This window comes from Litorihabitans aurantiacus (assembly GCF_030161595.1).
Taxonomy (GTDB): Bacteria; Actinomycetota; Actinomycetes; order Actinomycetales; family Beutenbergiaceae; genus Litorihabitans; species Litorihabitans aurantiacus.
Map to the genome: position 1 here is coordinate 893,225 of NZ_BSUM01000001.1, position 24,400 is coordinate 917,624.

Annotated in this window: 19 protein-coding genes, 1 tRNA gene, 2 pseudogenes and 1 riboswitch; of the genes and pseudogenes, 14 read left to right on the forward strand and 8 right to left on the reverse strand. The window is 74.8% G+C overall.

All coding sequences use genetic code 11. From position 1 onward, the window contains the following. Positions 1 to 665 precede the first annotated feature (665 nt). Positions 666 to 3,515 (forward strand): annotated as a pseudogene (locus QQK22_RS19160) (Rne/Rng family ribonuclease); the annotation flags it as partial. A gap of 920 nt (positions 3,516 to 4,435) precedes the next feature. Here the strand turns inward: QQK22_RS19160 and QQK22_RS19165 are convergent. Continuing rightward, complete coding sequence (locus tag QQK22_RS19165; protein ID WP_284249611.1) at positions 4,436 to 5,803, reverse strand: hypothetical protein; 1,368 nt, start codon at positions 5,801 to 5,803, stop codon at positions 4,436 to 4,438. Between the two features lie 166 nt (positions 5,804 to 5,969). On the opposite strand from QQK22_RS19165, the gene rplU reads away from it, so the two are divergent. The 4 genes from rplU to proB all read left to right on the forward strand — a co-directional run bounded on the left by rplU (position 5,970) and on the right by proB (position 9,302). Continuing rightward, positions 5,970 to 6,278: a 50S ribosomal protein L21 gene (gene rplU, locus QQK22_RS04165; protein ID WP_284249613.1), complete on the forward strand. Its 309-nt coding sequence runs from the start codon at positions 5,970 to 5,972 to the stop codon at positions 6,276 to 6,278. A 33-nt stretch (positions 6,279 to 6,311) separates the two neighbouring features. Then, positions 6,312 to 6,560, forward strand: coding sequence for a 50S ribosomal protein L27 (gene rpmA / locus QQK22_RS04170; RefSeq protein ID WP_284249614.1), 249 nt, complete (start codon positions 6,312 to 6,314; stop codon positions 6,558 to 6,560). Between the two features lie 112 nt (positions 6,561 to 6,672). Beyond that, entirely contained in the window at positions 6,673 to 8,187 is a 1,515-nt protein-coding gene (obgE, locus tag QQK22_RS04175) for a GTPase ObgE (RefSeq protein WP_284249615.1), read from the forward strand. Continuing rightward, positions 8,166 to 9,302: a glutamate 5-kinase gene (gene proB / locus QQK22_RS04180; protein WP_284249616.1), complete on the forward strand. Its 1,137-nt coding sequence runs from the start codon at positions 8,166 to 8,168 to the stop codon at positions 9,300 to 9,302. The genes obgE and proB overlap by 22 nt, the downstream gene beginning before the upstream one ends. Before the next feature lie 135 nt (positions 9,303 to 9,437). On the opposite strand, the gene QQK22_RS04185 is transcribed toward proB, so the two are convergent. Continuing rightward, positions 9,438 to 10,004: a flavin reductase family protein gene (locus tag QQK22_RS04185; protein ID WP_284249617.1), complete on the reverse strand. Its 567-nt coding sequence runs from the start codon at positions 10,002 to 10,004 to the stop codon at positions 9,438 to 9,440. A gap of 94 nt (positions 10,005 to 10,098) precedes the next feature. Continuing rightward, the gene (locus QQK22_RS04190; protein ID WP_284249619.1) at positions 10,099 to 11,946 is read right to left on the reverse strand and encodes a DUF222 domain-containing protein; all 1,848 of its coding nucleotides are present in this window, start codon (positions 11,944 to 11,946) and stop codon (positions 10,099 to 10,101) included. Between the two features lie 319 nt (positions 11,947 to 12,265). After that, a riboswitch (SAM riboswitch) is annotated at positions 12,266 to 12,378 on the forward strand. Positions 12,379 to 12,745: 367 nt separating this feature from the next. Here QQK22_RS04190 and QQK22_RS04195 point away from each other — a divergent pair. From QQK22_RS04195 to QQK22_RS04230, 8 genes and pseudogenes are all read left to right on the forward strand, one after another. Continuing rightward, positions 12,746 to 13,771 (forward strand): hypothetical protein, encoded by a 1,026-nt coding sequence (locus QQK22_RS04195; protein WP_284249620.1) that lies wholly within the window; start codon positions 12,746 to 12,748, stop codon positions 13,769 to 13,771. 112 nt (positions 13,772 to 13,883) lie between these two features. Next, positions 13,884 to 15,205 (forward strand): annotated as a pseudogene (locus tag QQK22_RS04200) (glutamate-5-semialdehyde dehydrogenase). Positions 15,206 to 15,286: 81 nt separating this feature from the next. After that, the gene (locus tag QQK22_RS04205) at positions 15,287 to 15,436 is read left to right on the forward strand and encodes a hypothetical protein (protein ID WP_284249621.1); all 150 of its coding nucleotides are present in this window, start codon (positions 15,287 to 15,289) and stop codon (positions 15,434 to 15,436) included. Positions 15,437 to 15,494: 58 nt separating this feature from the next. Next, positions 15,495 to 16,079, forward strand: a complete 585-nt coding sequence (gene nadD / locus QQK22_RS04210) for a nicotinate-nucleotide adenylyltransferase (protein ID WP_431310180.1) — start codon at positions 15,495 to 15,497, stop codon at positions 16,077 to 16,079. Beyond that, entirely contained in the window at positions 16,076 to 17,314 is a 1,239-nt protein-coding gene (locus tag QQK22_RS04215; RefSeq protein WP_284249625.1) for a hypothetical protein, read from the forward strand. Before nadD ends, QQK22_RS04215 begins: the two co-directional genes overlap by 4 nt. Before the next feature lie 60 nt (positions 17,315 to 17,374). Further along, a complete protein-coding gene (gene rsfS / locus QQK22_RS04220) occupies positions 17,375 to 17,767 on the forward strand; it encodes a ribosome silencing factor (RefSeq protein WP_284249626.1) in 393 nt (130 codons plus the stop codon). Further along, positions 17,764 to 18,375 carry a histidine phosphatase family protein gene (locus QQK22_RS04225; RefSeq protein ID WP_284249628.1) on the forward strand — a complete coding sequence of 204 codons (612 nt, stop codon included), beginning with the start codon at positions 17,764 to 17,766 and terminating at the stop codon, positions 18,373 to 18,375. Before rsfS ends, QQK22_RS04225 begins: the two co-directional genes overlap by 4 nt. Positions 18,376 to 18,486: 111 nt before the next feature. Further along, positions 18,487 to 18,559: transfer RNA gene (locus tag QQK22_RS04230), tRNA-Ala, on the forward strand. A gap of 61 nt (positions 18,560 to 18,620) precedes the next feature. Here QQK22_RS04230 and QQK22_RS04235 read toward each other — a convergent pair. Then, positions 18,621 to 19,385 carry a hypothetical protein gene (locus tag QQK22_RS04235; protein WP_284249630.1) on the reverse strand — a complete coding sequence of 255 codons (765 nt, stop codon included), beginning with the start codon at positions 19,383 to 19,385 and terminating at the stop codon, positions 18,621 to 18,623. Positions 19,386 to 19,819: 434 nt separating this feature from the next. Further along, a complete protein-coding gene (locus QQK22_RS04240) occupies positions 19,820 to 20,152 on the reverse strand; it encodes an ArsR/SmtB family transcription factor (RefSeq protein ID WP_284249632.1) in 333 nt (110 codons plus the stop codon). A gap of 131 nt (positions 20,153 to 20,283) precedes the next feature. Here QQK22_RS04240 and QQK22_RS04245 point away from each other — a divergent pair, with 131 nt between their 5' ends. Then, entirely contained in the window at positions 20,284 to 21,405 is a 1,122-nt protein-coding gene (locus QQK22_RS04245) for an NADH:flavin oxidoreductase/NADH oxidase (RefSeq protein ID WP_284249634.1), read from the forward strand. A gap of 44 nt (positions 21,406 to 21,449) precedes the next feature. Here QQK22_RS04245 and QQK22_RS04250 read toward each other — a convergent pair whose 3' ends face one another. From QQK22_RS04250 to QQK22_RS18560, 3 genes are read right to left on the reverse strand one after another with little or no spacing between them, the layout of a single operon-like run. Beyond that, a complete protein-coding gene (locus QQK22_RS04250) occupies positions 21,450 to 22,322 on the reverse strand; it encodes an amidohydrolase family protein (protein ID WP_284249635.1) in 873 nt (290 codons plus the stop codon). Beyond that, positions 22,319 to 23,725 (reverse strand): phenylacetate--CoA ligase family protein, encoded by a 1,407-nt coding sequence (locus QQK22_RS04255; RefSeq protein WP_284249636.1) that lies wholly within the window; start codon positions 23,723 to 23,725, stop codon positions 22,319 to 22,321. Before QQK22_RS04255 ends, QQK22_RS04250 begins: the two co-directional genes overlap by 4 nt. Then, on the reverse strand, positions 23,722 to 24,381 hold the full coding sequence (locus tag QQK22_RS18560) for an oxidoreductase (RefSeq protein WP_348525496.1): 660 nt from the start codon (positions 24,379 to 24,381) through the stop codon (positions 23,722 to 23,724). The genes QQK22_RS04255 and QQK22_RS18560 overlap by 4 nt, the downstream gene beginning before the upstream one ends. Between the last annotated feature and the right edge of the window lie 19 nt (positions 24,382 to 24,400).

The following is a 24,400-nucleotide window of genomic DNA, read 5'->3' on the forward strand; positions in this document are numbered from 1 at the left end:
GCACGACGAAGTCCGGCACGACGAAGGCCGGTGCGACGAAGTCCGACACCGCGAAGTCCGACACCGCGAAGGCCCGCGCCTCCAGGTCCGGCACCGCCAGGACGCGCGCCGCCGAGGCGTCCGCTGCCGCGGCAGCCGCCGTCGAGGCCGGGGCTGACGAGCGCGCCGCCGGCGCCGACGTGACCGGTGACGCCGTCGACGCGGCCGCCGAGGGCATCGCGCCCGCCGCGCCGGCTCGTACCCGCGCGCCCCGCAAGTCGCGGGCGAAGGCTGCCGTGGCCCCGGAGGACGTCTCGCCGACTCCGGCGACCACCGACGACGGCGACGCGACCCCGTCCGCAGACGGGACCACCCCGGCGGCGGACGAGAAGGGCGCCGCGTCCGAGGCGACGGCCACCAAGCCGCGGCGGTCGCGCGCGAAGAAGGCCGTCGCTCCGGCGCCCGAGCCTCAGCCCGAGGAGGACGCCGCTGACGAGACCGAGGCTGACAAGACCGCCGCCGAGCAGACCGACGCCGAGGAGATCGTCGAGGGCGACGCCACCGAGGCCGCCGCGGAGGCGGAGGACGCCGCCGACGAGCCCGCGTCGTTCGCACCCTCGCTGAGCCCGTTCTCGGCGGCACGGTCCACCCCGGCTCCCGAGCGCGACCCCGAGCAGCGTATCGACGTGCTCGCCGCCTTCGGCCTCGGGACGCCCGCGCCGGCGTCCTCGCGCCGTCGTGGTTCCGCGCGAGGCGCGTCCGCGGACCAGACGGCCGACGCCACGGCTGCCGACACCACGACCACCGACACCGCGGGTGCTGACGCGGTGACTACCGCGACCCCCGACGCGGCCGACACGGACCAGGCACCGTCCTCGGGGCGTGGCCGCCGCGGCGGCTCGCGCCGGTCCCGGTCCGGCGCCGGCGCGGGCGAGTCCCGCACGGAGGCCGCGTCCGACGTCGCCGCCGCGACCGGCGCGTCGCAGGAGGGCGCCCCGACGCAGGACGAGGAGGGTGAGGCGCCCCGCCTTCCCGCCGCCGCCCTGCTGTTCCAGCCGCCCGCCGCGCGCCGCCGTCGCCGTCGCACCGACGACGAGACCACCGGGTCCGCCGAGGGCGCGCCGACCGGTGAGGACGCCCCCGCGGACGAGGCCCCGGCCGAGGACGAGGCCGCCGCACCGCGGTCGCGCGGACGCCGCGGTTCGCGCCGCAGCAGCCGTCAGCAGGGCGAGCCCACCGCCGAGCAGGGCGGCGCCACGGACGACACCGGCGCCGACGGCTCCGGTCGCGGCCGCTCGGACGGCGCGCGCGAGGCCGACGGCGCGGACACCGAGGGCGACCTCGCCGAGGGCGTCGAGCCGGACGAGGTCGACGAGACCGACGGCAGCGGCAACGAGGACGCGGGCGAGGGCGGCGGCCGTCGCCGTCGCCGCCGTGGCGGTCGTGGTCGCAAGCGCCCCTCGGGCGAGAACGCGGGCGACGACGAGCGCTCCGGCGCCGGGTCGGACGACGCGGACAGCTCCGACGTCCCCGACGCCTCGGACTCCTCCGACGCCTCCGACCACTCGGACGACGGCGACGACGAGTCGGGCGGTTCGCGCCGCCGTCGCCGTCGCCGCGGTCGCCGTGGGGACGACGGCGGGTCGAGCGCCCAGGGCGGCGCCGGTGGCTCAGCCGGCTCGGGCTCCTCGCGCGCCCGCGACGAGGTCACCGCGCTCAAGGGCTCCACGCGGCTCGAGGCCAAGCGCCTGCGCCGCCGCGAGGGCCGGGACGCGGGACGCCGTCGCCAGATCATCAGCGAGGCGGAGTTCCTCGCGCGCCGCGAGAGCGTCAAGCGCGACATGGTCGTGCGCGAGCGCGGTGGGATGACGCAGATCGCCGTGCTCGAGGACGGCGTGCTCGTGGAGCACTACGTCGCCGCGGAGAAGCAGACCTCGATGGTCGGCAACGTCTACCTCGGCCGCGTGCAGAACGTGCTGCCGAGCATGGAGGCCGCGTTCGTCGACCTCGGCAAGGGGCGCAACGCCGTCCTGTACGCCGGCGAGGTCAACTGGGAGGCGGCCGGACTCGACGGGCAGCCCCGTCGCATCGAGCAGGCCCTGAAGTCGGGCGACCAGGTGCTCGTGCAGGTGACGAAGGACCCGATCGGGCACAAGGGCGCCCGCCTGACGGCCCAGATCACGCTCGCCGGCCGCTACCTGGTGCTCGTGCCGAGCGGCGCGATGACCGGGATCTCGCGCAAGCTGCCCGAGAACGAGCGCACGCGCCTGAAGAAGCTCCTCAAGGAGATCGTCCCGGCCGGTCAGGGCGTCATCGTGCGCACCGCCGCCGAGGGTGCGAGCGAGGAGGAGCTGCGCCGCGACGTCGAGCGCCTCACCTCGGAGTGGGCCGACATCTCGGCGCGTTCGACCGGGAAGAAGCCGACGGCGCCCGCGCTGCTGAAGGGTGAGCCCGAGCTGGCCCTGCGCGTGGTGCGCGACGTGTTCAACGAGGACTTCTCCACCCTCACCGTGGCCGGCGACGGCGCGTGGGAGACCATCTCGGGCTACGTCACCTCGGTGGCGCCCGACCTCGCCGAGCGCCTGCACCACTGGTCCGGTGGCGAGGACGTCTTCGCCGCGTCCCGCGTGGACGAGCAGCTCGCCAAGGGGATGGACCGCAAGGTCTGGCTGCCCTCGGGCGGGTCCCTCGTGATCGACCGGACCGAGGCGATGACCGTCGTCGACGTCAACACCGGCAAGTTCACCGGGTCCGGCGGCACGCTCGAGGAGACCGTCACGCGCAACAACCTCGAGGCGGCCGAGGAGATCGTGCGCCAGCTCCGGCTGCGCGACATCGGCGGCATCATCGTCGTCGACTTCATCGACATGGTGCTCGAGTCCAACCGCGACCTCGTGCTGCGCCGTCTCATCGAGTGCCTCGGGCGCGACCGCACGCGGCACCAGGTCGCGGAGGTCACCTCGCTCGGGCTCGTGCAGATGACGCGCAAGCGTGTCGGTCAGGGCCTCGTCGAGGCGTTCTCGACGCCGTGCGAGCACTGCCACGGCCGCGGGTTCACGGTCGCGAGCACGCCGCACGAGCACGTCGCGGCGGACGAGGTCGAGCAGGAGGAGAACGACGGCGGGTCCTCGCGCTCCTCGCGCCGGCGCGGTCGCTCCAGCTCGAGCCGTTCCGGGACGCCCGCGGCGACGCCGGCGCCCGCGCCCGTCGAGGTCGACCCCGCGGCGCGCGAGGCCGTGAAGGCGACGCTGGCGCAGATCGCGGCGGCCGCCCAGCACGCGCACGAGCACGCCGACGAGCAGGCCGGGGAGCAGGCGGACGAGCCGACGAGCTCGGCTGCGGCAGCCGGTGGTGACGCCGCCGGTAACGAGGTGGCCGGTGACGAGGCGACTCCGATCGAGCAGACCGAGGCCGGGCCGGCCGCGTTCTCACCCGACGACGCCGCGCCGACCGACGACCCGGCCGAGGTCAGCGTCGAGGTCCCCGCCGACGCACCGCTGGACGTCGCGTCCGAGGGGAGGTCGACGCCGAGGCCGCCGAGATCGTCGAGCCGGCCGAGAGCGGAGCGAGCGCGGAGTCCGACGGCGACGCGGGCGCCGAGCCCACCCGCTGAACAGGGCGACACCGGACGTCACGAACGCCCCGGCACCACGGCTGACCGTGGTGCCGGGGCGTCGTCGTCCACGCCCACCGGCGTGTGTCGCGCGGGGACGGCGTGGTGGCCGTCGAGTGTCGCGCCGGTCCGGGTCCTGCCGTGCCGGCCGGGGAGCGCGTCGGCTCACGTGCGGCGTCGCGTCCCGTGTGCAGCCGGTCCGTGGACCGTCAGCGCCGCGTCACGGCCGCGTGCGCCCCAGGCGGCGGTGCGTGGCGAACGTGACGGCGGCCGCGCCGCCGTAGGTGAGCAGCACGGTGACGAGCGCGAGCACCTTCGAGCGGTCGGGCCCGAACAGGCTGAGGAGCGCCGCCGGCGTCGCCGCGAAGGCCCACACGAGCAGCGCGCGCGGCCGCGGGCCGAACGACGCCCCACCGGCGGCCACCGAGGTGCGCACGGCGGTCTCGCTCGCGAGGCGCGGCAGCGGCGCCGACTCCTGGTCGGCCAGCTCGAGCCCCGCGCGGCGCGCGAACGTCTCGAGGTCCGCGTAGCTCTCCCGCGGGGCCACGTCGGCCGCGGGCAGCACCATCCGCCAGCGACCGCGGGCGTCGGCGAGGGCGAACCCCCACGCCCGGTCCTCGTGCAGCAGCCGGACGAGCCGGGTCACGCCCAGGTCGGCGTCCTGCGGCCCCGGGACCCACGTCTCGTGCCCGGAGGCCGTCCGCACCACGAGGAAGCGGTCGGTCAGCGTCAGGCGCAGCCGGCCGCGCCCGCCGGGGGAGTACGTGGCCCGCCGCGCGGGCCGTGGTACGGCGTCGCGCACGATCGCGGCGAGCCAGAACAGCCACGGTTCCGCGACGGCGATCAACGCCGCCACCAGCACCACGACCTGCACCGGGTTGCGGCCGCCCCCGGCCAGATCAGCAGGGGCGCGACGGCGAGGAGCCACGGCGTCACCGGTCGCATCCAGCCCGAGAACGGGAACCCCGGCCCGAGGTCGCCACCCCGCCAGCCGTGGCGCAGCCGGCGACGAGCAGCCACGCGGGTGGGCAGCAGGTCGCGGCCGCGGTAGGGCTCGCGGTCCGGCCCGGGTCGGACGGTGCCGAGCCCGCCCGCGGCGGCCGGGGGATGGGCCACCCCGCGCAGCATCGGCACCCCGACGGTCGCCGCGCCGCGAGCGAACCCGATCGAGTGCAGCGCGAACACCCCGCGCGCGGCACCGACGGGGAGGTCGGGCGCGGTGGTGTCGACCAGCGCCTGGTCCACGACGGTCGTGGGCTGGCTCGCCCAGTCCGCCACCGCGATCGCCGCGAGGCTCCGGCCGGTGGTGTCCAGGACGTGCACCGTCCCCAGCGCGTCGTGCTCGACGCCGGGCACGTCCGACTCCGCCGGCGCGGTGAGCCGCTCCACCGCCGTCACCGGGGGCGGGGCGACCCAGAGCAGCGACCCGATCTGGCTCTCCTGGCCGACCGAGGCGCGACCGGCGCTCGTGACGAGCTCGACCCTCCCCGGTGTGAAGCGCACGCGGGCGCGCTGCGCGAACCTGCGCTCCGGCGTCGCGCGCCCCGCGGGGTAGAGCTCGACGTCGCCCCCGACGCCGGGCAGCTCGGGCGTGCCCGGGTGGCGGCTCGCGTGCACGTGCGCGACGACGACGTCGGCCAGCCGCTCGATCCGCTCCGCGACCAGGGCTGCCTCCGCGAGCCACGGCAGCACGACGATCGTCGGGACGCCCCGTCGCGGCGTCGACCCGAGCCCGCGCACGGTCGCGGTCAGCGTCGACAGCGCCGCGCGCAGGGACACCCGCAGCCCGTAGATCGCCTCGGTGGAGGTGGCCACCGGGGTGTCGAGCACGGTCGCCCCGAGCGGTGTGCGCGGCTCGAACGGCACGGGGGTCGGGTTCGCCGCGAACGCGGGGAGGTCGGAAAGCCGGGTCTCGGCGATCATGCGCGCCGCGAGGTCGAGCTGCTCGCGCGCGTAGGCGAACGCGTCCTGCAGATCGGTGTCCTCACCCGCGAGCACGTCGACGGCGTCGCTCGTCGCGAGCGCGGAGGTGCGGACGGCCTGCGTCGCGGCCGCCAGGGGGTCGGCGTCGATCGCGAGCAGCCGCGTGGCGGGGCCGTTCACGACGACGCGGGGCTCGCTCCCACGAGGCGCGGTGGAGGCCGAGCGCGGGCCGGGCGCGACGCGGGCGGCGAAGCGGCGGGCGGCCTCGGAGGGGGCGGCGGCAGTCACCACGCGTACGCTACCCGGCTCATTTGACCCGGGCCCCACCCGTCCGTAGTCTTGACCGTCGGCGCGCGCTCACCCGTGCGTACCGAGAAGCCCAGCTGCTGCTATCCCCGAACGGCCTGCCCGTTCGCTGGTTGACGTGCAGCAGTCCGATGAGGAGAGATGCACCGTGGTTTACGCGATCGTCAAGATGAGCGGCCGTCAGGAGAAGGTGGCCGTCGGTGACATCGTCGTCGGCAACCGAGTTGAGGGGAACGTCGGCGACACGCTCGAGCTGACCCCCATCCTCCTCGTCGACGGTGAGAAGGTGACCTCGGCCGCCGACGAGCTGGCCAAGGTCAAGGTCTCCGCGGAGATCGTTCGGGACGAGAAGGGCCCGAAGATCACCATCATGAAGTTCAAGAACAAGACCGGCTACCGCAAGCGCCAGGGACACCGTCAGCCCCTGACCCGCTTCAAGGTCACCTCCATCGCCTGAGCCGCACGGCTCCCCCAGAAAGGAGTGTGCGTCATGGCACACAAGAAGGGCGCAAGCTCCTCCCGCAACGGTCGTGACTCCAACGCGCAGCGCCTCGGCGTGAAGCGTTTCGGCGGCCAGGTCGTCAAGGCCGGCGAGATCATCGTCCGTCAGCGCGGCACGCACTTCCACCCGGGCGACAACGTCGGCCGTGGTGGCGACGACACGCTGTTCGCGCTCGCCCCGGGCTCGGTGCAGTTCGGCCAGCGCCGCGGTCGTCGCGTGATCGACGTCGTGGCCTGAGTCCAGCTCCGGCTGACCTGTTCTTCCCGCGAGGGGGCGTACCGCGCAGGCGGTACGCCCCCTCGCGGCTTTCTGCACCGATGTGTCTCTGCACGACTGGCAAGGAGTAGCTGTGGTCTCGTTCGTCGACCGGGTGGTGCTGCACGTGAGCGGCGGCGACGGCGGTCACGGCTGCGCGTCGGTGCGCCGTGAGAAGTTCAAGCCGCTGGGCGGTCCCGACGGCGCCAACGGCGGCAACGGCGGCGACGTCGTGCTCGCCGTCGACCCGCAGGTCACCACGCTGCTGGACTACCACCACCGGCCCCACCGCAGCGCCGAGTCGGGCGGTCAGGGCAAGGGCGACATGCGCCACGGGAAGAACGGCGGCGACGTCGTCCTCGGCGTGCCCGACGGCACCGTCGTGCGCACCCCGGGCGGGGAGGTCCTCGCGGACCTCATCGGTGCCGGCGCCACCTACACGATCGCCCGCGGCGGCCAGGGCGGGCTCGGCAACGCCGCGCTCAGCTCGCCGAAGCGCAAGGCGCCCGGCTTCGCACTCCTCGGGGAGCCCGGCGACGAGGCCGAGGTCGTCCTCGAGCTGAAGTCCGTGGCCGACGTCGCGCTCGTGGGGTTCCCGAGCGCCGGCAAGTCCTCGCTGATCGCGGCGATGAGCGCGGCCCGTCCGAAGATCGCGGACTACCCCTTCACCACGCTGGTGCCGAATCTCGGCGTCGTGCAGGCGGGCGACGAGCGCTACACCGTGGCCGACGTGCCGGGCCTCATCCCCGGGGCGAGCGAGGGCAAGGGACTCGGTCTGGAGTTCCTGCGCCACATCGAGCGCTGCGCCGTGCTGGTGCACGTGCTCGACTGCGCCACGCTCGAGCAGCGCCGCGACCCGATCACCGACCTCGACGTCATCCTGGCCGAGCTCGCCGCGTACGCGCCCGACCTGGAGATCGCGGGTGGCCGGGTACCGATCCTCGAGCGACCGCAGCTGGTCGTGCTGCACAAGATCGACGTGCCCGAGGCGCGCGAGCTCGCGGACTTCGTGCGACCGGAGCTCGAGGAGCGCGGGTTCCGCGTCTTCGAGGTCTCCAGCGCCTCCCACGAGGGTCTGCGCGAGCTGACGTTCGCGCTCGGTGGCCTGGTGAGCGAGGCGCGGGCGAACGAGCCCGAGCCGGAGCCCGCCCCGGTCGTGCTGCGCCCGCGCGCGCACGGCGACGCCGGCTTCTCGGTGACGCCGGTGACCACGCCCGACGGCGAGGCGTTCCAGGTGCGCGGCGACAAGCCCGAGCGGTGGGTGCGCCAGACGGACTTCACCAACGACGAGGCGATCGGCTACCTCGCCGACCGCCTCAACCGGATCGGCGTCGAGCAGGCGCTGGGCAAGGCCGGTGCCGTTCCGGGGAGCACGGTCGTCATCGGCGAGCTCGTCGGCGGGGTGATCTTCGACTGGGAGCCGACCGCCATGACGGGCGCCGAGCTGCTGGCCCCGCGCGGGACGGACATCCGGCTCGAGGGGTCGCGCCGGCGCACGACGCCCGAGCGGCTCGAGCAGTACCGGGCGCGGATGGACGGCAAGACTGCAGCCCGTGAGGAGCTGCGCCGCGACCGCGACGAGGGCGTGTGGACGAGCTCGGAGGAGTGAGCGGGCGCGAGCTGCTCGCGGGGGCGCGCCGCGTCGTCGTGAAGATCGGCTCGTCCTCGCTCACCGACGACGCCGGCGCGCTCGACCCGACGGCGGTCACCGCCGTCGCCGACGCCCTCGCCGCCTGCCGCACCGCGGGGACCCAGGTCGTCCTGGTGTCCTCGGGTGCCATCGCCGCCGGTATCACGCCGCTCGGTCTGGCCTCGCGGCCGCGCGACCTCGCCACGCAGCAGGCCGCGGCCGGTGTGGGTCAGGGACTGCTGGTCGCGCACTACACCCGGGCGTTCGCCGCGCACGGTCTGACCGTGGCGCAGGTGCTCCTGACCGCGGAGGACGTCATCCGACGGGGGCAGTACAAGAACGCGCAGCGCGCGCTCGAGCGGCTGCTCGCGCTCGGGACCGTGCCGGTCATCAACGAGAACGACGCCGTCGCCACCGACGAGATCCGGTTCGGTGACAACGACCGCCTCGCGGCCCTGGTCGCCCACGTGGTCCAGGCCGACGCGCTGGTCCTGCTGACCGATGTCGACGGTCTGTACGACGGCCACCCGAGCCTGCCCACGTCGCGCCGGCTCTCGCGGGTCTCCTCCGCGGCGGATCTCGAGGGCGTCGTCGTGACGGGCCGGGGGAGCGGGGTCGGCACCGGCGGGATGACCACCAAGGTCGACGCCGCCGTCACCGCGACCGGCGCCGGGATCCCGACGCTCGTGGCCGGCGCCGCGGACGTCTCGCGCGCCCTGACGGGCGAGGACGTCGGCACCTGGTTCGACGCGACGCACCCGCGCCCGCGCACGCGGCGGCTGTGGCTCGCGCACGCGGCGGCGACGCGGGGGCGGCTCGTGCTCGACGACGGTGCCGTGCGGGCCATCACCGACGGCAAGCGGTCGCTGCTCGCGGCCGGGGTCGTGGGGGTCGAGGGAGCGTTCGAGGCAGGCGACCCGGTCGAGCTCGCGTCGGCGGCCGGGGTCGTGGTGGCCCGGGGGTTGGTGGCGTACTCGAGCGAGGAGCTGCCCGAGCGGTTCGGGCTGACCTCGGCGCAGCTGCGCGAGGAGTTCGACGGGCGGGACCGCGCCGTCGTGCACCGCGACGACCTCGTGGTGGTCGCGCGCCGCTGAGCGCGGCCGCAACCGCTCGAGTCAGACGGTTGGTGCGACCCCGCCGCCCCTTCGACCCGCCGCCCCTTTGACCCGCCGACGCCGACGCGGAGCAGGTGGTCACACGTCGACGCGAACCCCGCCGGAGGCAGGTGATCAGCCGACCTGCGAGTGCTCGCCGGTGCGGTGGTAGGTCCGGTCCACGTAGACCAGGCGGGGCTGGTCGGCCTGGGCCGGGGTCGCCTCGTCGTGCACGTCGGTGACGGCCGCCGTGATGAGGAAGCTCGCGCCGGCGGGAACGCGGTCGAGGATCTCGACGCGCGCCCAGGAGGTCACCTCGGCGAGGCGGGGTTCACCCGTCGGCAGCGTGGTGAGCGCGACGTCGGCGAACCGGTCGATCCCGGGCGTCGCGAACCGCACGGAGAGGTCTGCCTGGTCGTGGGCGAGGAAGCTCACGACGGCGGAGCTCGCCTCCCGCAGCGCCGGCCACGACGACGAGATCGACGTGATCGAGAACGCGAGCACGGCGGGCGCCGCCGAGACCGAGATCACCGACGTCGCCGTGAAGCCCACGGGGGAGCCGTCGGGTCCGGAGAGCGTCACCACGGCGACGCCCGACGGGTGCAGTCGGAACAGGTCCTTGAACGCGCGGGGGTCGAGCGGTGTCGGCGACGTCACGGGGGCGACGGCGGGCTCGGCGGGAGCATCAGGGTGGGCAGCCACCCCTCGACCGTACGTCCACTTCGGTGGCCGAACCCCGTGACCTTCACCTCGTCCACCATCCGGACCGGTTCCGGGTGCGACAGGTCGAGTGTGATCACCACAGGAGTGCCGGACACCCTGCGGGAAACACCGACGAGTCAGGGGTGGTCTCGCCCTCGCCCGCAGGCGTGGCAGGACGTCGCGCCGGATCACCGACGGAGGGACTGTCGGTGTCGATGAGCAACGGTGGGTCGCCGAAGTCGAGCCGGGGTCGGGTCGGGGGCGAGGAACCGGACGCGCTGCCCGACAGGTCACCCACCGGCCGGGATCTGGCCTCCGGCGGGGACGTGGCCTCCGGCGGTGACGTGCCCACCGGTAGGGGTCTGGTCTCCGGCGGGGACGTGGCCTCCGGCGGAGACGCGGCCTCCGGTAGGGGTCTGGCCTCCGGCGGGGACGTGCCCACCGGTAGGGGTCTGGCCTCCGGCGGGGACGTGCCTACCGCGGTGATCGGGGACGGCGGTCGGGACCGTGGGACGAGCAGGTCGTCGTGGAGGCGCGTCGTGGTTCCGATCGCGACACCTCCCGGCTCGGTGAACTCGAACCCGCCGTGCACCGACGTGATACGCGCGCGCTGCTCGTGGACACGGTGGTGGTGGGCGGAGCAGAGCGTGACGGCGTTGCCCAGGTCCGTTCCGCCGCCGTGCGACCAGTACGTCAGGTGGTGAACCTCGCACCACGACGCGCGCATCCGGCATCCCGGCCACTGGCAGTGCCGGTCGCGGACGAGCGCGGCGCGCCGGAGCGGGCCCGTGAACGTCCGCTCCGCGCGGCCGAGGTCGAGCGGCTCACCGGTCGGGTCGAGGACGGTGCGCTGCAGCACCGCGTCGCACGAGAGCACCTCGAGTGCGGCGAACGGCAGCAACGTGCCATCCATGAGCTGGGCCAGCGGGGGAGGAGCATCGAGTCCGCTGCGCTCGATCGCCGCGCCCGTCATCCGGCCGTGGGCTCCTGCTCCAGCCACGGGCGTTCGCGCCGTCGCATCTTCGTCGATGGGCGGCGCCGCGCCGGGCGCGTCACCCCGAACCCCCAACGGCGTACCTCCGCTCGTACCGGTCGTCCCTTCGCGGCGGCGCCGGGACAGGACCGCCCACGTCTCCTCCCGCAGCAGGACGCTCAGGTGCGGCCGCAGCTGCGCACCGGCGCGGTCGACCCCGACTCCGAGCGCGCGATCGCACAACGACACCAGCGCGTCGGCGGTGCGCTGCTGACCGGAGCGCTCGTCGTCGGCCGCCGGCACGGGTGTGACGGCCTCCAGCGCCGTGCGGACGGTCTCGCCCGCCACGACGTCGAGGAACCCGGACAGCTCGACACCGTCCGCCCGCGCCACCAGGCGCAGGTACCGACGGTGGCGTGCACCCGCGAAGGACCGGTCGGCGGCGTCCGCCTCGAGCTCGGCCGCGCGACGCTGCAGCACACGCCTGAGCGCGGGGACGTCGAGCTCGCGAGCGGCCTCGACGATCTCCTCCGCGTGCGCACCCAGCTCGCGCCGAGCGCGGTCGCCGGTGCGGGACAGGACGGACGAGACCGCCTGGGCGTGGTCGATGGTCAGACCGCCGTCGGCGACGGCTCGGGACAGTGCGGGCATGAGGTCGAGGGTGCGCCCGAGCTCGTCCTCCGCGAGCGCCTGGCCTCGGCCACGGCGCGTGGCGAGCCCTCGACGCAGGGCGAAGTCGCGCTCGACCGCAGGGTCTCGCGCGATCTCGGCAGCCTTGACGGCGCCGGCGAGACGCGTCTGCACGAGCCCGAGGAGCGAGACCGCGCGGTCCACGGCGTCGAGCGCGTGCCGCAGCTCCGCAGGGGTGTGTGTCTCGTCCGCGACGGCGGAGGTGAGGGCGCCGAGATGCGTGAGAAGGGCGTCGGCGTGGTGCGCCAGCGACGAGGGTCGATCGGCGGCCGTCCGCACCCCGGCGCGCCCACCGCCGTTGCCATCCGCGACGCCCGCGACACGGCCACCACCTACACGCGCCTCCGTGGCCCCGACGGTCGTCGGCGCGTCCGGAGCTGCATCGCCCCGTGCCTCCGCCCGAACCTCGAGAACCCCGACCATCGTCCACCCCCTCGGCGCCTCAGCCCGGTGCCGACCCCCTGTCGAACACCTGTTGCCAAGATACCTCCGAGCACTGACATCGAGTGGGTCTCCGCGGACTCTGGGGATAACTCCCGCCACCGATGCACCCTCGAGGTTGACACGGCAACCAAACCCCCCGTAGCGTCATCATCACGGTCTTGAGTACCAGCGTTCAGCCCCGGCTTGCTGGTCGGCAACCCTCCACCTGCGGTGGGGTGCCCCGGGTGACGACCAGGCCCTGACTACCTGTCAGGGCAAGCGCTCGTCCGCATCTCGCGGAAGCTACGAGGAAGAAGTCCGATGGTCACGGCTCAGCAGATGATTCCCCTGCGACGCTCCACCACCACCCTCATGTGTGGTGCGCTCACCGCGCACCCGTGTATGCGCTGACGGCGGCCGGAAGATCCCGCGGACCACGCGTCCGCCGGAGCTCCACCGCTGGCCAGGCCAGCATCCTGCCGTCGTGCCCCGGCTCCGCCCCACGGAGCGATCCCGTCCCGCGTCACCGCGCCCGCCCGCAGCACCCCGCCTCGCCCCTCGCGAGCCCGGTGCACAGAGCCCGCGGCGCGACCACGGCCCCGGACGGTCCACACGTCACACATGACCCCGCCCCGCGGGGAGAGGACCTCGAACCATGTCGCAGCACAGCTCGAACCAGCACACCTCCCAGCCCAGCCAGCCCGACCCGAACCAGCCCTCGCGCCGTCACCTCCACCTCGGCCTCGACCTCACGTCGCTGGGCGCCAAGGCCTCGACGTTCGCCCGCCCCGGCGCCGCCACCGGTGACCGCGTCGACGTCGCCGCCGTCGCCGAGTACGTGGACCTGGTTCGCGCCGCCGGCGTCGACCTCCTGACCTTCGGCGAGTCCTTCCGCCTCGACGACGCCCCGCGCCCCGACGCCTGGCTCGACCCGGCCGTCATCGCCTCGCGCCTCGCCGCCGCCGGTGCGCTCGCCGACGGCCCGGTCGTCGTCCCGGCGCTCCCCGCCGGCTTCCTCGACCCGGTGCGCCTGGCCCGCGCCGTCGCCGGCATCCACGCCCGCAGCGGCGGCCGTGCCGGCTGGCAGCTCCCGATCAGCGTCACGGCGGGCGGCGTGCACGCCGAGGTCCGCCGCGTCTGGAACGGCACGCCCGGTGCGGCCACCGGCGGCCGCGCACCCCTGATCGTGACCGCGCCGACCGAGGCGACCACGGCCGTCGTCGCCGGCCGCCACTCCGACGTCGTGCGCCTCACGGTCTCCAGCCCGGTCGAGGCCGCGCGCCGCCGGCACGCGATCCGCACGGCCGCGCTCGAGGCGGGCCGCAACCCCGACGACGTGCGCGTGGTGGTCGACGCCGTCACCGTCATCGCGCAGGACGCCCCGAGCGCGCTCTTCCGTGCCGACCTCATCCGCGACCTCGCCGGCGCGTCGGACCGCGACCAGCTCACCGTCGCGGGCACCGCGCGCGGCGTCGCCGACGTCTTCGAGGACTGGTTCACCCAGGGTGCCGTCGACGGGTTCGTGATCCAGCCCGGATCGCTCCCCGCCGACGTCCACGCCCTCGCGGCCGAGCTCGCGCCGGAGCTGCGCGAGCGCGGCCTCCTCGGCGTCGCGGGGTCGACGACGGCGGAGCCCGCCCCCGCCGCGACCTCGCGTCCGGCGTCGCCCGCGTCCCGCTGACGATCCGCGGGAGGTGGACCGCACGCCCGGTCCACCTCCCGCCGCCAGACCACCCGACGACCACCTGCTGACCACCGATCGCCCGCACCCGCGCGCGCCCTACCCTGGGGGCATGTCCGTGATCGAGACCGACGCCCCCCGCGCCGCGGAGGGCCCCACCGAGGGCGCGACGTCGGTGACCGACGCCGTCCATGCCGTCGCCCGCTCCGCCAAGGTCGCCTCCCGCGCTCTGGTTCGCGCCACGCGCGCGACCAAGGACGCCGCACTGCACGCCATGGCCGACGCACTGGTGGACCGCGCCGACGAGGTCGTAGCGGCCAACGCCGTCGACGTCGCGCGCGAGCGGGAGCGTGGCATGAGCCCCGGTCTCCTGGACCGCCTCACCCTGACCCCGGAGCGGATCGCCGCGATCGCCGGGGCGCTGCGCGACGTCGCGGCGCTGCCCGACCCGGTCGGCGAGGTCGTGCGCGGGAGCACCCTGCCGAACGGGCTGCGGGTGCGCCAGACGCGCGTGCCGCTCGGCGTCGTCGGCGTGATCTACGAGGCGCGCCCGAACGTGACGGTCGACGTCGTGGGCCTCGCCCTGAAGTCCGGCAACGCCGTCGTGCTGCGCGGCGGCTCGGCCGCCGCCTCCTCGAACACCGCGATCGTCGCCGTCCTGCAGGACGCGCTGGAGTCGCAGGGGCTGCCGCGCGACGCCGTCGCGAGCATCGACGAGCACGGGCGGCCCGGGGAGTGGCGCTCATGCGCGCCCGTGGGCTGGTGGACGTCGTCGTGCCCCGGGGTGGGGCGGACCTCATCGCGACGGTCGTGCGCGAGTCGACCGTGCCCGTGATCGAGACGGGCGTCGGCAACTGCCACCTCTACGTGGACGAGGGCGCCGACGTCGCGCAGGCCGTCGCGATCCTGCTGAACGGCAAGACGCAGCGCGTCGGGGTCTGCAACGCGCTCGAGACGCTGCTGGTCCACCGCAGCGCCGCCGAGCAGTTCCTGCCGGCCGCGCTCGCGGCGCTGACCGAGGCCGGGGTGCGCCTGCACGCCGACGACGACGCGGCCGCCCTCGCGCCCGAGGGGGCCGACGTCGTCGCCGCGACCGACGAGGACTGGGCCACGGAGTACCTCAGCCTCGACATCGCCGTGCGCGTGGTCGACGACCTCGACACCGCGCTCGACCACATCCGCACGTACTCCTCGGGCCACACCGAGGTCATCTGCACGCGCGACGTCACCGCGGCGCACCGCTTCAGCACCGAGCTCGACTCGGCCGCCGTCATGGTCAACGCCTCCAGCCGCTTCACCGACGGCGGTGAGCTCGGTCTCGGCGCCGAGCTCGGCATCTCCACGCAGAAGCTGCACGCGCGCGGTCCCATGGGTCTGGCGGAGCTGACCACCACCACGTGGATCGTCCAGGGCGACGGGCACGTCCGACCCTGAGGACCCCGACGGACTCCTGACGGGCCGCGGCGACGTGCGAGACTGGGCGCTGGCACGGTGCCGCGCGAGAGGAAGAGATTGATGACGAGCTCACTGCTGGTTCTGGCTCAGGTGGCCGAAGAGGTCCACCGCCCCAACCCGTGGCTCTACGGCGGCCTCGCGTTCGCCATCCTGATGCTCCTGCTCCTCGCGACCTACGCGTTCCGCAGCGTCGGCACGCGTCGCCGCTGAGGCGGTGACGCCGCACCCACGCGGCGACGGCGACGCGCGGCGCCGCCGGACCGGGATCATGGGTGGCACGTTCGACCCTGTCCACCACGGCCACCTCGTCGCCGCGAGCGAGGCCGCGAGCCGGTTCGACCTCGACGAGGTCGTCTTCGTCCCGACCGGCACGCAGCCGTTCAAGGAGGCCAGCCGCGTCGCCCCGGCCGAGCACCGCTACCTCATGACGGTGGTCGCGACGGCGTCGAACCCCGACTTCACCGTCTCGCGGGTGGACATCGACCGTGCGGGGACGACCTACACGATCGACACGCTGACCGACCTGACGCAGCAGCGGCCCGACGAGGACCTGTTCTTCATCACGGGCGCGGACGCGCTGGGGCAGATCCTGTCGTGGAAGGAGGCGCACCGGTTGTTCGACCTCGCCCACTTCATCGGCGTCACCCGCCCGGGCCACGTGCTCGACGTCGGTGACCTCCCCGGCGACCGCGTCTCCCTCCTGGAGGTGCCGGCGATGGCGATCTCCTCGACGGCGTGCCGCGAGCGCGTGGCCTCCGGGCAGCCGGTCTGGTACCTCGTGCCGGACGGCGTGGTGCAGTACATCAGCAAGCACGGTCTCTACCAGCCCGACCCCCAGGGAGGCGCCTCGTGAGCACCCATCAGCCCGGGCAGCCGGAACGCCCCGACAGCGTGGTGGGGGAGCGTCGCCGTCGACGGCTCGAGGCGCAGCGCGCCGCCGCCGAGGCGGCGGCGACCACCGGGTCGCTCGAAGCGGTCCCGGGGGACGAGGCGCAGGAGGGCGACGGCGTCGCCGCACCCGTGCTGTCGCGTCGCCAGCTCCGTGAGCAGCGCGAGCGTCGCCTCCGCGAGCAGGAGGCCGAGCGGGGAGGGACGGCGGGCGACGGCGCCTCCGATGTGCCCGACGCCCCCGTGCTCGACGTCCCCACGCCGGCCGCCCCGGGCCCGGCACCGACCCCCGGGGCGCCCGACGCCGAGCCGGAGTCGACCCCGAGCGCCCCCGCGGCCCGGGTGGCGCCGGTCCGGGTCGCGCGCGCCGATCGCACGGCCTCCCTCCCGCCGGTCCCGCCCGCTCGGGAGGCGCCCGCGACATCCCCGGCCGACGACGACGCGTACGCCACGCCGTCGGGCAGCGCGCCCAACCGCCGCTCGATGCGCGACCGCCGGACCGAGGGACCGGCCGGCCCCGCGGGCCGCGGCGAGCGCGTGCCGCCGTCGCGCCCCGTGGTGCGCACGCCCGCGGCCGCGCAGGGCATCCGACGGGTCGACGAGACGGGCGCCCTCAGCGGGGTCACCTCCACGCGCGCGACCGAGGACTCCCCGGTCGAGGTCACCGGCCCCATCGACTGGAGCGCGTCGCTGGCCCCGGTGCCGGCGAGCCCCGCGCCCGAGCAGCCGCGCCCCGGGTCCGGCGCGACCTCGGCGCCGCTCACGCCGTCGTCACCGAGCACCGAGGGCGACGACGCCGTCGTGCCCCCGGTCGTCCCGCCCCGCTCCACGGCCGCACCGGAGCCGGCCACCGTGGCGCCCGCGCGCCGCTCCGTGCTCGGCGCCGGCCGCTCGGACGTGGACCGCCCGGTGTCGCCGGTCGGCCGTGCCGACGTCGAGCCCGCCGCGGGGACCCACGCGTGGGAGTCCGTGACGGGGGAGGGCCGTGGCGCCGCCGTCCCACTGCCGGGCGAGGCGCAGGTGCCCGACGTCGAGGGCGTCTTCGACGTCGTGCCCGACCCCGTGACCGCCGGTCAGGAGGTCGTCGACCTCGACCGCGAGCTCGAGCGGCGCCCGCTCTGGCAGACGTTCGCCGCCATCGTGGGGTTCGCACTCGTCGGGGTCGCCCTGGGCGTCGGAGTCTTCTTCCTCATCTCCTGAGTCGCACGGGCACGCGCCCGTAGACTGGGAGCGATCCAGTTCCTACCCCAGGAGTCCCGCGTGCCCGCCACCCCCACCGCCGTCGAGCTCACGATCGCCGCTGCGATCGCCGCCGCGGACAAGAAGGCCGAGGAGATCATCGCGCTCGACGTCTCCGAGCGTTTCGTGCTCACCGACGCGTTCCTCGTGACCTCCGGCTCGAGCGAGCGCCAGGTCTCCGGCATCGTCGACGGAATCGAGGAGGCGCTGCACGCGCGCGGCGTCAAGGCCGTGCGCAAGGAGGGCGTCGCCCAGGGCCGCTGGGTGCTGCTGGACTACGGCGACATCATCGTGCACGTCCAGCACTCCGAGGACCGCGAGTTCTACGCGCTCGAGCGGCTGTGGCGCGACTGCCCGGTCATCGAGCTGCCGGCCGAGGTGCGCGAGTCGGGTCGGGCGGACCAGGGCCTGTGACGGCGGGCACCGTCGTCCTCCTGCGGCACGGGCAGACCGACTACAACGTCGCGATGCGGCTGCAGGGGCAGACCGACATCCCGCTGAACGAGACCGGCCGCGCCCAGGCCGCGGAGGCCGCGTCGGTCGTCGCGGGTCTGAGCCCGACGGCGATCGTCGCCTCCGACCTCTCCCGCGCCGCCGACACGGCTGCCGCCGTCGCAGATCTGCTGGAGCTGCCCGTGACGACGGATCCGCGTCTGCGCGAGCGCGACTTCGGCGAGTGGGAGGGCCTGCACGGCGATGTCATCGCCGAGCGCTGGCCCGACGACTACGCGCTGTGGCGCGGCGGCGGCCACCCGGAGAGCGTCGGTGCCGAACGGCGCGGCGAGGTCGGCGTGCGCTTCGCCGCCGGTGTCGCCGACGCCGCGTCCGCGCTCTCGAGCGACGACACGCTGCTCGTGGTGGCCCACGGCGCGTGCATCGCCGCCGGCATCACCGCGATGCTCGGGCTCGACGCCGACGACTGGGGCGGCATCAGCGGGCTCGGCAACTGCCACTGGTCCGTGCTGACCGCCACGGAGCGCGAGCCGGGGTGGCGGTTGGGCGCGCACAACGTCGGGGCCTGACGGCGTGCGGCGGCCAGGCTCGGATCGTTGCAACGACGCCGATTTGGTCGATCCGGCTCGGCCCACGTAAGATGATCGAGCCCTGCGGGGCACGGGCTGGTTCGCCGGCACGGGGCATTGGCGCAGTTGGTAGCGCGCTTCCATGGCATGGAAGAGGTCAGGGGTTCGAATCCCCTATGCTCCACATCGTCGAGAAGGCCGTCCCTGTCGGGGCGGCCTTCTCGCATTCCGGAGGCGGGTGGACCCTAGAACTGGATCCCGAGCGAGCGTCCGGCGTCCTCCAGCCAGCCCTCGTACCAGCCGTCGGTCGTGCAGGGCGAGGACGAGTTCGCCACGATGGCCTCGTCGTAGCCGCCCCAGCTCAGCAGGCGGCAGCTCGCGTCCGACTCCGTGGCCTCGTACCACGCCGGGTTCTCGTTGAACCCCTGCTGGCTCGCGGCGTGCATGACGTCGAAGTGGTTGTTCCACTGGATCCAGTGGCTGTACTCGTGTGCGACGAGGAATGCGCGCTCGGACCGCACGCTGTCGCTGTTCCACCAGACGAAGATCACGTCGCGGTGGGAGGTGCTGTAGCAGCCGGCGACCGTCCACGTACCCGCGTCCGGGTGGTTCAGTCCGCAGTTGAGGGACGGGTCGTCCGTCGGGATCACCGTGATCCCGGTGACGCCGTCCTTCGCCAACCAGTCCTGGGGGTTGCGGTACTCGTCGTCGAACGCCGGGATCGGTGCGCCGAGCGGGACCGGGTCGGGCAGCGGCTGCTCCCACCCGCCGCTGCGGAAGACCTCCTCGGCCGTCGGCGGAGGCGGAGGTGGCGGCTCGGTGGTGGTGGGTGTGCTCGGCGGCTCTGTCGTGGCCGGGGGCGGATCCGTCGTCGGGGCTGCGGTCGGTGGGGACGTCGGGCCCGTAGGTGGCTCGGTGGGGTCGGCCGCATCCGTGCCGACGGCACGGACGAGGAAGGTCCCGATCAGGACGGCGACCACCGCCAGGGCAGCCACGACGATCGCGGCCACGGCGCAGCCGGACCCCCGCGGCGCTGTGCCACCGCGCCACTCGCGTAGCCCGGGTAGCCCTGGGCGAGGTGAGCGTGGCCACGGTAGGGCGACCCCGCGGGCGGACGCCCCTGCCACGCGTGGGGCGCCGGTCGTGCGCCCGACTGCGGGTGGTACGCCTGCTGTGGTGGAGCGGCCCAGGGGGCCCGGCCGGCACGCGCGCTCAGCCGGTGGTGCTCCTGCCACCACCCCCGGGCCGACGCCAGCGCCGCCGCGCGCTCCTGCTCGCTCCGCGCCGTCGCCGCCCTGGCCTCCCACTGCCGGGCGTGCTCGGCCGCCTGCTGCGGCGTCACCGGGGGCGTCCGGTACCTCGAAGTCCCACGCCGAACACCCTAGAGGGCGCCTCGTCGGCGCGGGGAACGGGTCTCCGTCGCCCGAGGGAGGCGGTCCGGCCGTCAGCCCTCGTCCGACGGCGTCCCCGCGCCCGCTGCCGCGATGACCGACGTGAGAAGGCCGGGAAACCGCGCCTCGACGTCGTCGATCCGCAGCGTGTTCAGGATCGCCGTGCCCTCGTAGCGCTGCGTGATAAGACCGGCCTCGCGCAGCACGCGGAAGTGGTGGGTCGAGGTCGACTTGCTCACCGGGAGGTCGAACGCGATGCAGGCCTGGTCGGAGTGGCCGCGGGCCAGCTGCGTCACGATGGTGCGGCGGACGGGGTCGGCCAGGGCGGCGAGCACGGAGTCGAGCGTGACCGCGTCGGCCTCGGGGTGCGTGAGCTCACGGGGCACGGGTCGGCTCCCTCCGCCGGGCGGGGCGACCTGCTGACGGTCACCGCTTGACGCACCCGAGTCTACCGGTCGTACGATCGTCGTCGTTGTACGACGAAAGTCGTACCAGTGCCGACCCGAGGAGTGCCCGCGTGACCACCCCGTTCGACCCCCTCCAGATCCGCGACGTCGAGATCCCGAACCGCCTCTGGATGTCGCCGATGTGCACCTACTCGGCCGACCCCGCGCCGGAGCTCGCGGGGCGCCCGACCGACTTCCACCTCGCGCACTACGCCGCGCGGGCGGCCGGGGGAGTGGGGCTCGCGATCGTGGAGGCGACGGCGGTCGTGCCCGAGGGTCGCATCTCGCCCTTCGACCTCGGTCTCTGGAGCGACGACCGCACCGCCGACTTCGCGCGCGTCGCGAGCGCGTTGCGCGACGGCGGGGCCGTCCCGGGCATCCAGCTCGCGCACGCGGGGCGCAAGGCCTCCACGGACCGCCCGTGGGCCGGTGGCGGCGTCGTGGCAGGTCCTGGCGAAGGCGGCGACGGCGGCGATACCGGCGGTCACGGTTGGACCCCGGTCGGCCCGGGCGACGTCGCCTTCCCCGGCCTGAAGGACCCGAGCGAGCTCGGCACCGACGAGATCGCCGGCGTCGTCACGGCCTTCGCGGACGCGGCGCGGCGCGCCGACGAGGCGGGCTTCGACGTCGTCGAGATCCACGCCGCCCACGGCTACCTGCTGCACTCCTTCCTGTCGCCGCTGACCAACCACCGGACCGACGGCTACGGCGGCGGCCTCGAGAACCGGGCGCGCCTGGTGCTCGAGGTGGTCGACGCCGTCCGCGCCGTCTGGCCGAGCGGCAAGCCCGTACTCCTGCGGGTCTCGACGACGGACTGGGTGGCCGAGAACGACGCCGACGACCGCGAGTCGTGGACCCTCGAGCAGACCGTGCAGCTCGCCGCGTGGGCGTCGCAGCACGGCGTCGACCTCGTGGACGCCTCCTCGGGCGGCAACGACGTCGTGCCGATCCCGCGCACGCAGGGCTACCAGACCGACCTCGCCGCGATCCTGCGGCGCGAGGCGCCCGTGCTGGTGGGTGCGGTGGGGCGCGTGGACACGCCGGAGCGGGCGCGGGAGCTCCTCGCGACCGGGCAGGCCGACGCGGTCCTGGTGGGCCGTCCGCTGCTGCGCGACCCCTCGTGGGCGAACCACGCCGCGGTCGCGCTGGGTGCCGAGCCGCGGTTCGTGGAGCAGTACGCCTACGCGCTCTGACGCGTGACGACGGCGGTGCGAGGCGGCGGCCCACCCGGCGGGCGTCACAGCCCGTACAGGTCTACCGCCGCCTCGCGCATGAGCGCCCGGTGCGACGCGTCGCGCAGCCCGAGGTCGGCGACCTCCGCCACCGCGCGCTCCGGGTCGATGACCGGGAAGTCCGTGCCGAAGAGGACCTTGCCCCGTCCGAACGTGTTGGCGAAGTGCACGAGCGAGGCGTCCAGATGGCGCGGGGCGTAGGCGTCGATCCCGATGTAGACGTTCGGGTGCTTGTAGGAGACCGCGACCATCTCCTCGGTCCACGGCCATCCCGTGTGGATGCCGACGAGCTTGAGCTCGGGGAAGTGGCACGCCACCGTGTCGAGGGTGATCGGGCGGCCCACGCTGCGCAGCGGTCGGGCGTCGTCATAGCGCAGGCAGTGCCCGACCTGGAGCTGGATCGGCACGTCGAGCTCGCAGCACTTCGCGTAGATCGGGTAGTACCGCGCGTCGTCGGGGGCCAGGCCGAACCAGTGCGGGTAGGAGTGCGCGCCGACGAAGCCGAGCTCGCGCACCGCGCGCTCGAGGTGGCGCAGCTCCGACATCCCCGCCGTCGGGTCAAGCCCGACCAGCCCGCTGAAGCGGTCGGGGTGACGCTCGACGATCGCGGCCACCCGTTCGACCTCGAGGTGGAACGCGGTCGCATCGGTCGCCGGTCCGAGCTTCGCCGCGACGAGGAACGAGCGCTCGATCCCCGCCCGGTCCATCTTCGCCAGGTAGTCCTCCGTGCTCACCCCCGCCACGGCCGCGTCCGCACCGATCTTCCCGCCGATGAACGACGACGTCCACGCCGGGCGCGAGGCGACGATCTCGGGCGTGAACGGGTTGACGACGACGTCGATCGCCCACGGCGCGTCGGTCTGCTCGGGCGTGCTCATGCTGCTCCTCCTGTGCCGGGGACCCGGCGCTCGATGTACCGGCGCGGCTTGGTCTCGCGCGTCGGGGTGAAGATGTCGTCGGCCTCGACCACGCGGACGGTGGGGGCGAGGTGCGCCTGGGTGCGCACGAGATCGGCCACCCGGGCCTGCACGTCCGCCAGGGCGGACGGGTCACCGGTCAGGACACCGGGTTCCGGCGCGATCTCGACCACGAGCGCGTCGCCCGAGAGCTCCTGCCCGGCAGTGGCGTACTCCGTCGCGACCCGCCACTCGCGCAGTCCCGACACGCTCGCCAGGGCGTCCACGATCGCCCCCGTGTTCACGAGCGTCCCGTTGACCTTCGTCAGACCGCCGGTCCGCACGGGTGGGGCGAGCAGTCGCTCACCGATCCGGCCACAGCCCGGGCAGCGCCCGCGCGTCAGGCGCGCGACGTCTCCGACGGCGTAGCGCAGCAGGGCCGTCCCGCGCGCGCGCAGGTGTGTTAGCAGCAGGGCGCCCTCCTCGCCGTCGGGCACCGGCAGGTGCGTGACGGGATCGACGACCTCGAGGTAGATGTCCTCGGGGCTGGGGTTGTGCCACCCGTGCGCACCGTCACACGCCACCATGCTCCACCCCTCGGTGGAGCCGTAGCGGTCGACCACCCGGGCGCCGTCGGCACCGGCTGCCGTCAGCCGCGCGCGCAGGTCGGCCATCCGCGCCGGACTCGTGGCCTCACCGGTGATGAAGCACCAGCGCACGTGGCCGAGGTCGACCCCGCGTTCCGCTGCGCGGATCACGAACCGGCGCACGAAGCCGGAGACGCCCCAGAGGACCGTGGCCCGGTGCGTGTGGACCAGGTCGATCGCCTCGTCCAGGCGTCGGTGCACCGGCCAGTCGGGGTGGGCGCTGCCCGTGTGGCCCTGGACGAGCGCGGTGCCGAGAGCCGCCGCCGTGCGGTCGGTGCGGATGCGCGCACCCATCGGGAACGGTGTGAGCGGGAAGAGGTTCGCGATCGTCTCCTCGGCCCCGAACCCGAGGATCTGGGCGCATCGCCGGGCGTGGAGCTGGTATGCCCAGTCGTCGGCGGCCGTGATGTACAGCGGGGCCGGCCGGCCGCTCGTCGTCCCGGTCGTGTAGATGAGGTAGGCCAGCGCCTGCTCCTCCGCCGGCGCGTCCGAGCCGAGCCGCAACCGGAAGTCCTCGGGCGCCCCGAGGAAGTCCGCCTTCGTGGTGGGCGCGACGTGCGCCAGCTCCTCGAAGGTCGTGGGTGGGCCGGTGGCCCGCAGCCGCTCCCGGTAGAACGGGCTCGCGGTCGCCAGCAGCGCGGTCTGGGCGCGCAGCCGTTCGAGGCGGACGTCGTCGAGCGCCGCCTGCGTCATCTCGACCAGGTCGTCGCGGGCGTGCGCGGGGAGGGTGGCGCTCACATCAGCTCCAGGGGTTCGAGCGCGCCGGGGTGCCAGGCACGCAGGTAGGGGATCGGGACGTCGAGGGCGTCGGTGCGCCCCAGGGCGTGCGCCGCGTGCCGGGCCCAGTGCGGGTTCCGCAGCATCGCGCGTCCGAGGAGCACGACGTCGGCGCTCCCGTCGGCCACGAGCGCGGCGGCGTGCGCGGGGTCCGTGATGAGCCCGACGGCGCCGCTGGGCACCCCCGCCGCGCGCACGGCCGCGGCGCCCGGCACCTGGTAGCCGCGCGCCGGCGCGTACTCGACGCCGGGCTCGAGGCCGCCGGCCGAGCAGTCGACGAGGTCCACCCCGGCCGACCGCAGACGCACCGCGAACGCCGCGGTCTGCTCGACCGTGGTGCCGCCGGGCGCGACGTCGCTCGTGGACAACCGCACCAGCAGCGGCCGGTCCTCGCCGAGCTCGGCCCGCACCTCGGCCACGATCGCGAGCAGCGCGCGCTCACCACCGGCTCGCCCGCCCCACGGTCCTCCTCGCGTGTTCGTCAGGGGCGAGAGCAGCTCGTGGAGCAGGTACCCGTGCCCGGCGTGCAGCTCGACGCCGTCGAAGCCGGCGGCCACGGCCCGGCGCGCGGCGGCGGCGAAGTCGGCGATCACCCGCTCGATCTCGGCATCGCTCAACGGCCGTGGTCGCCGTAGC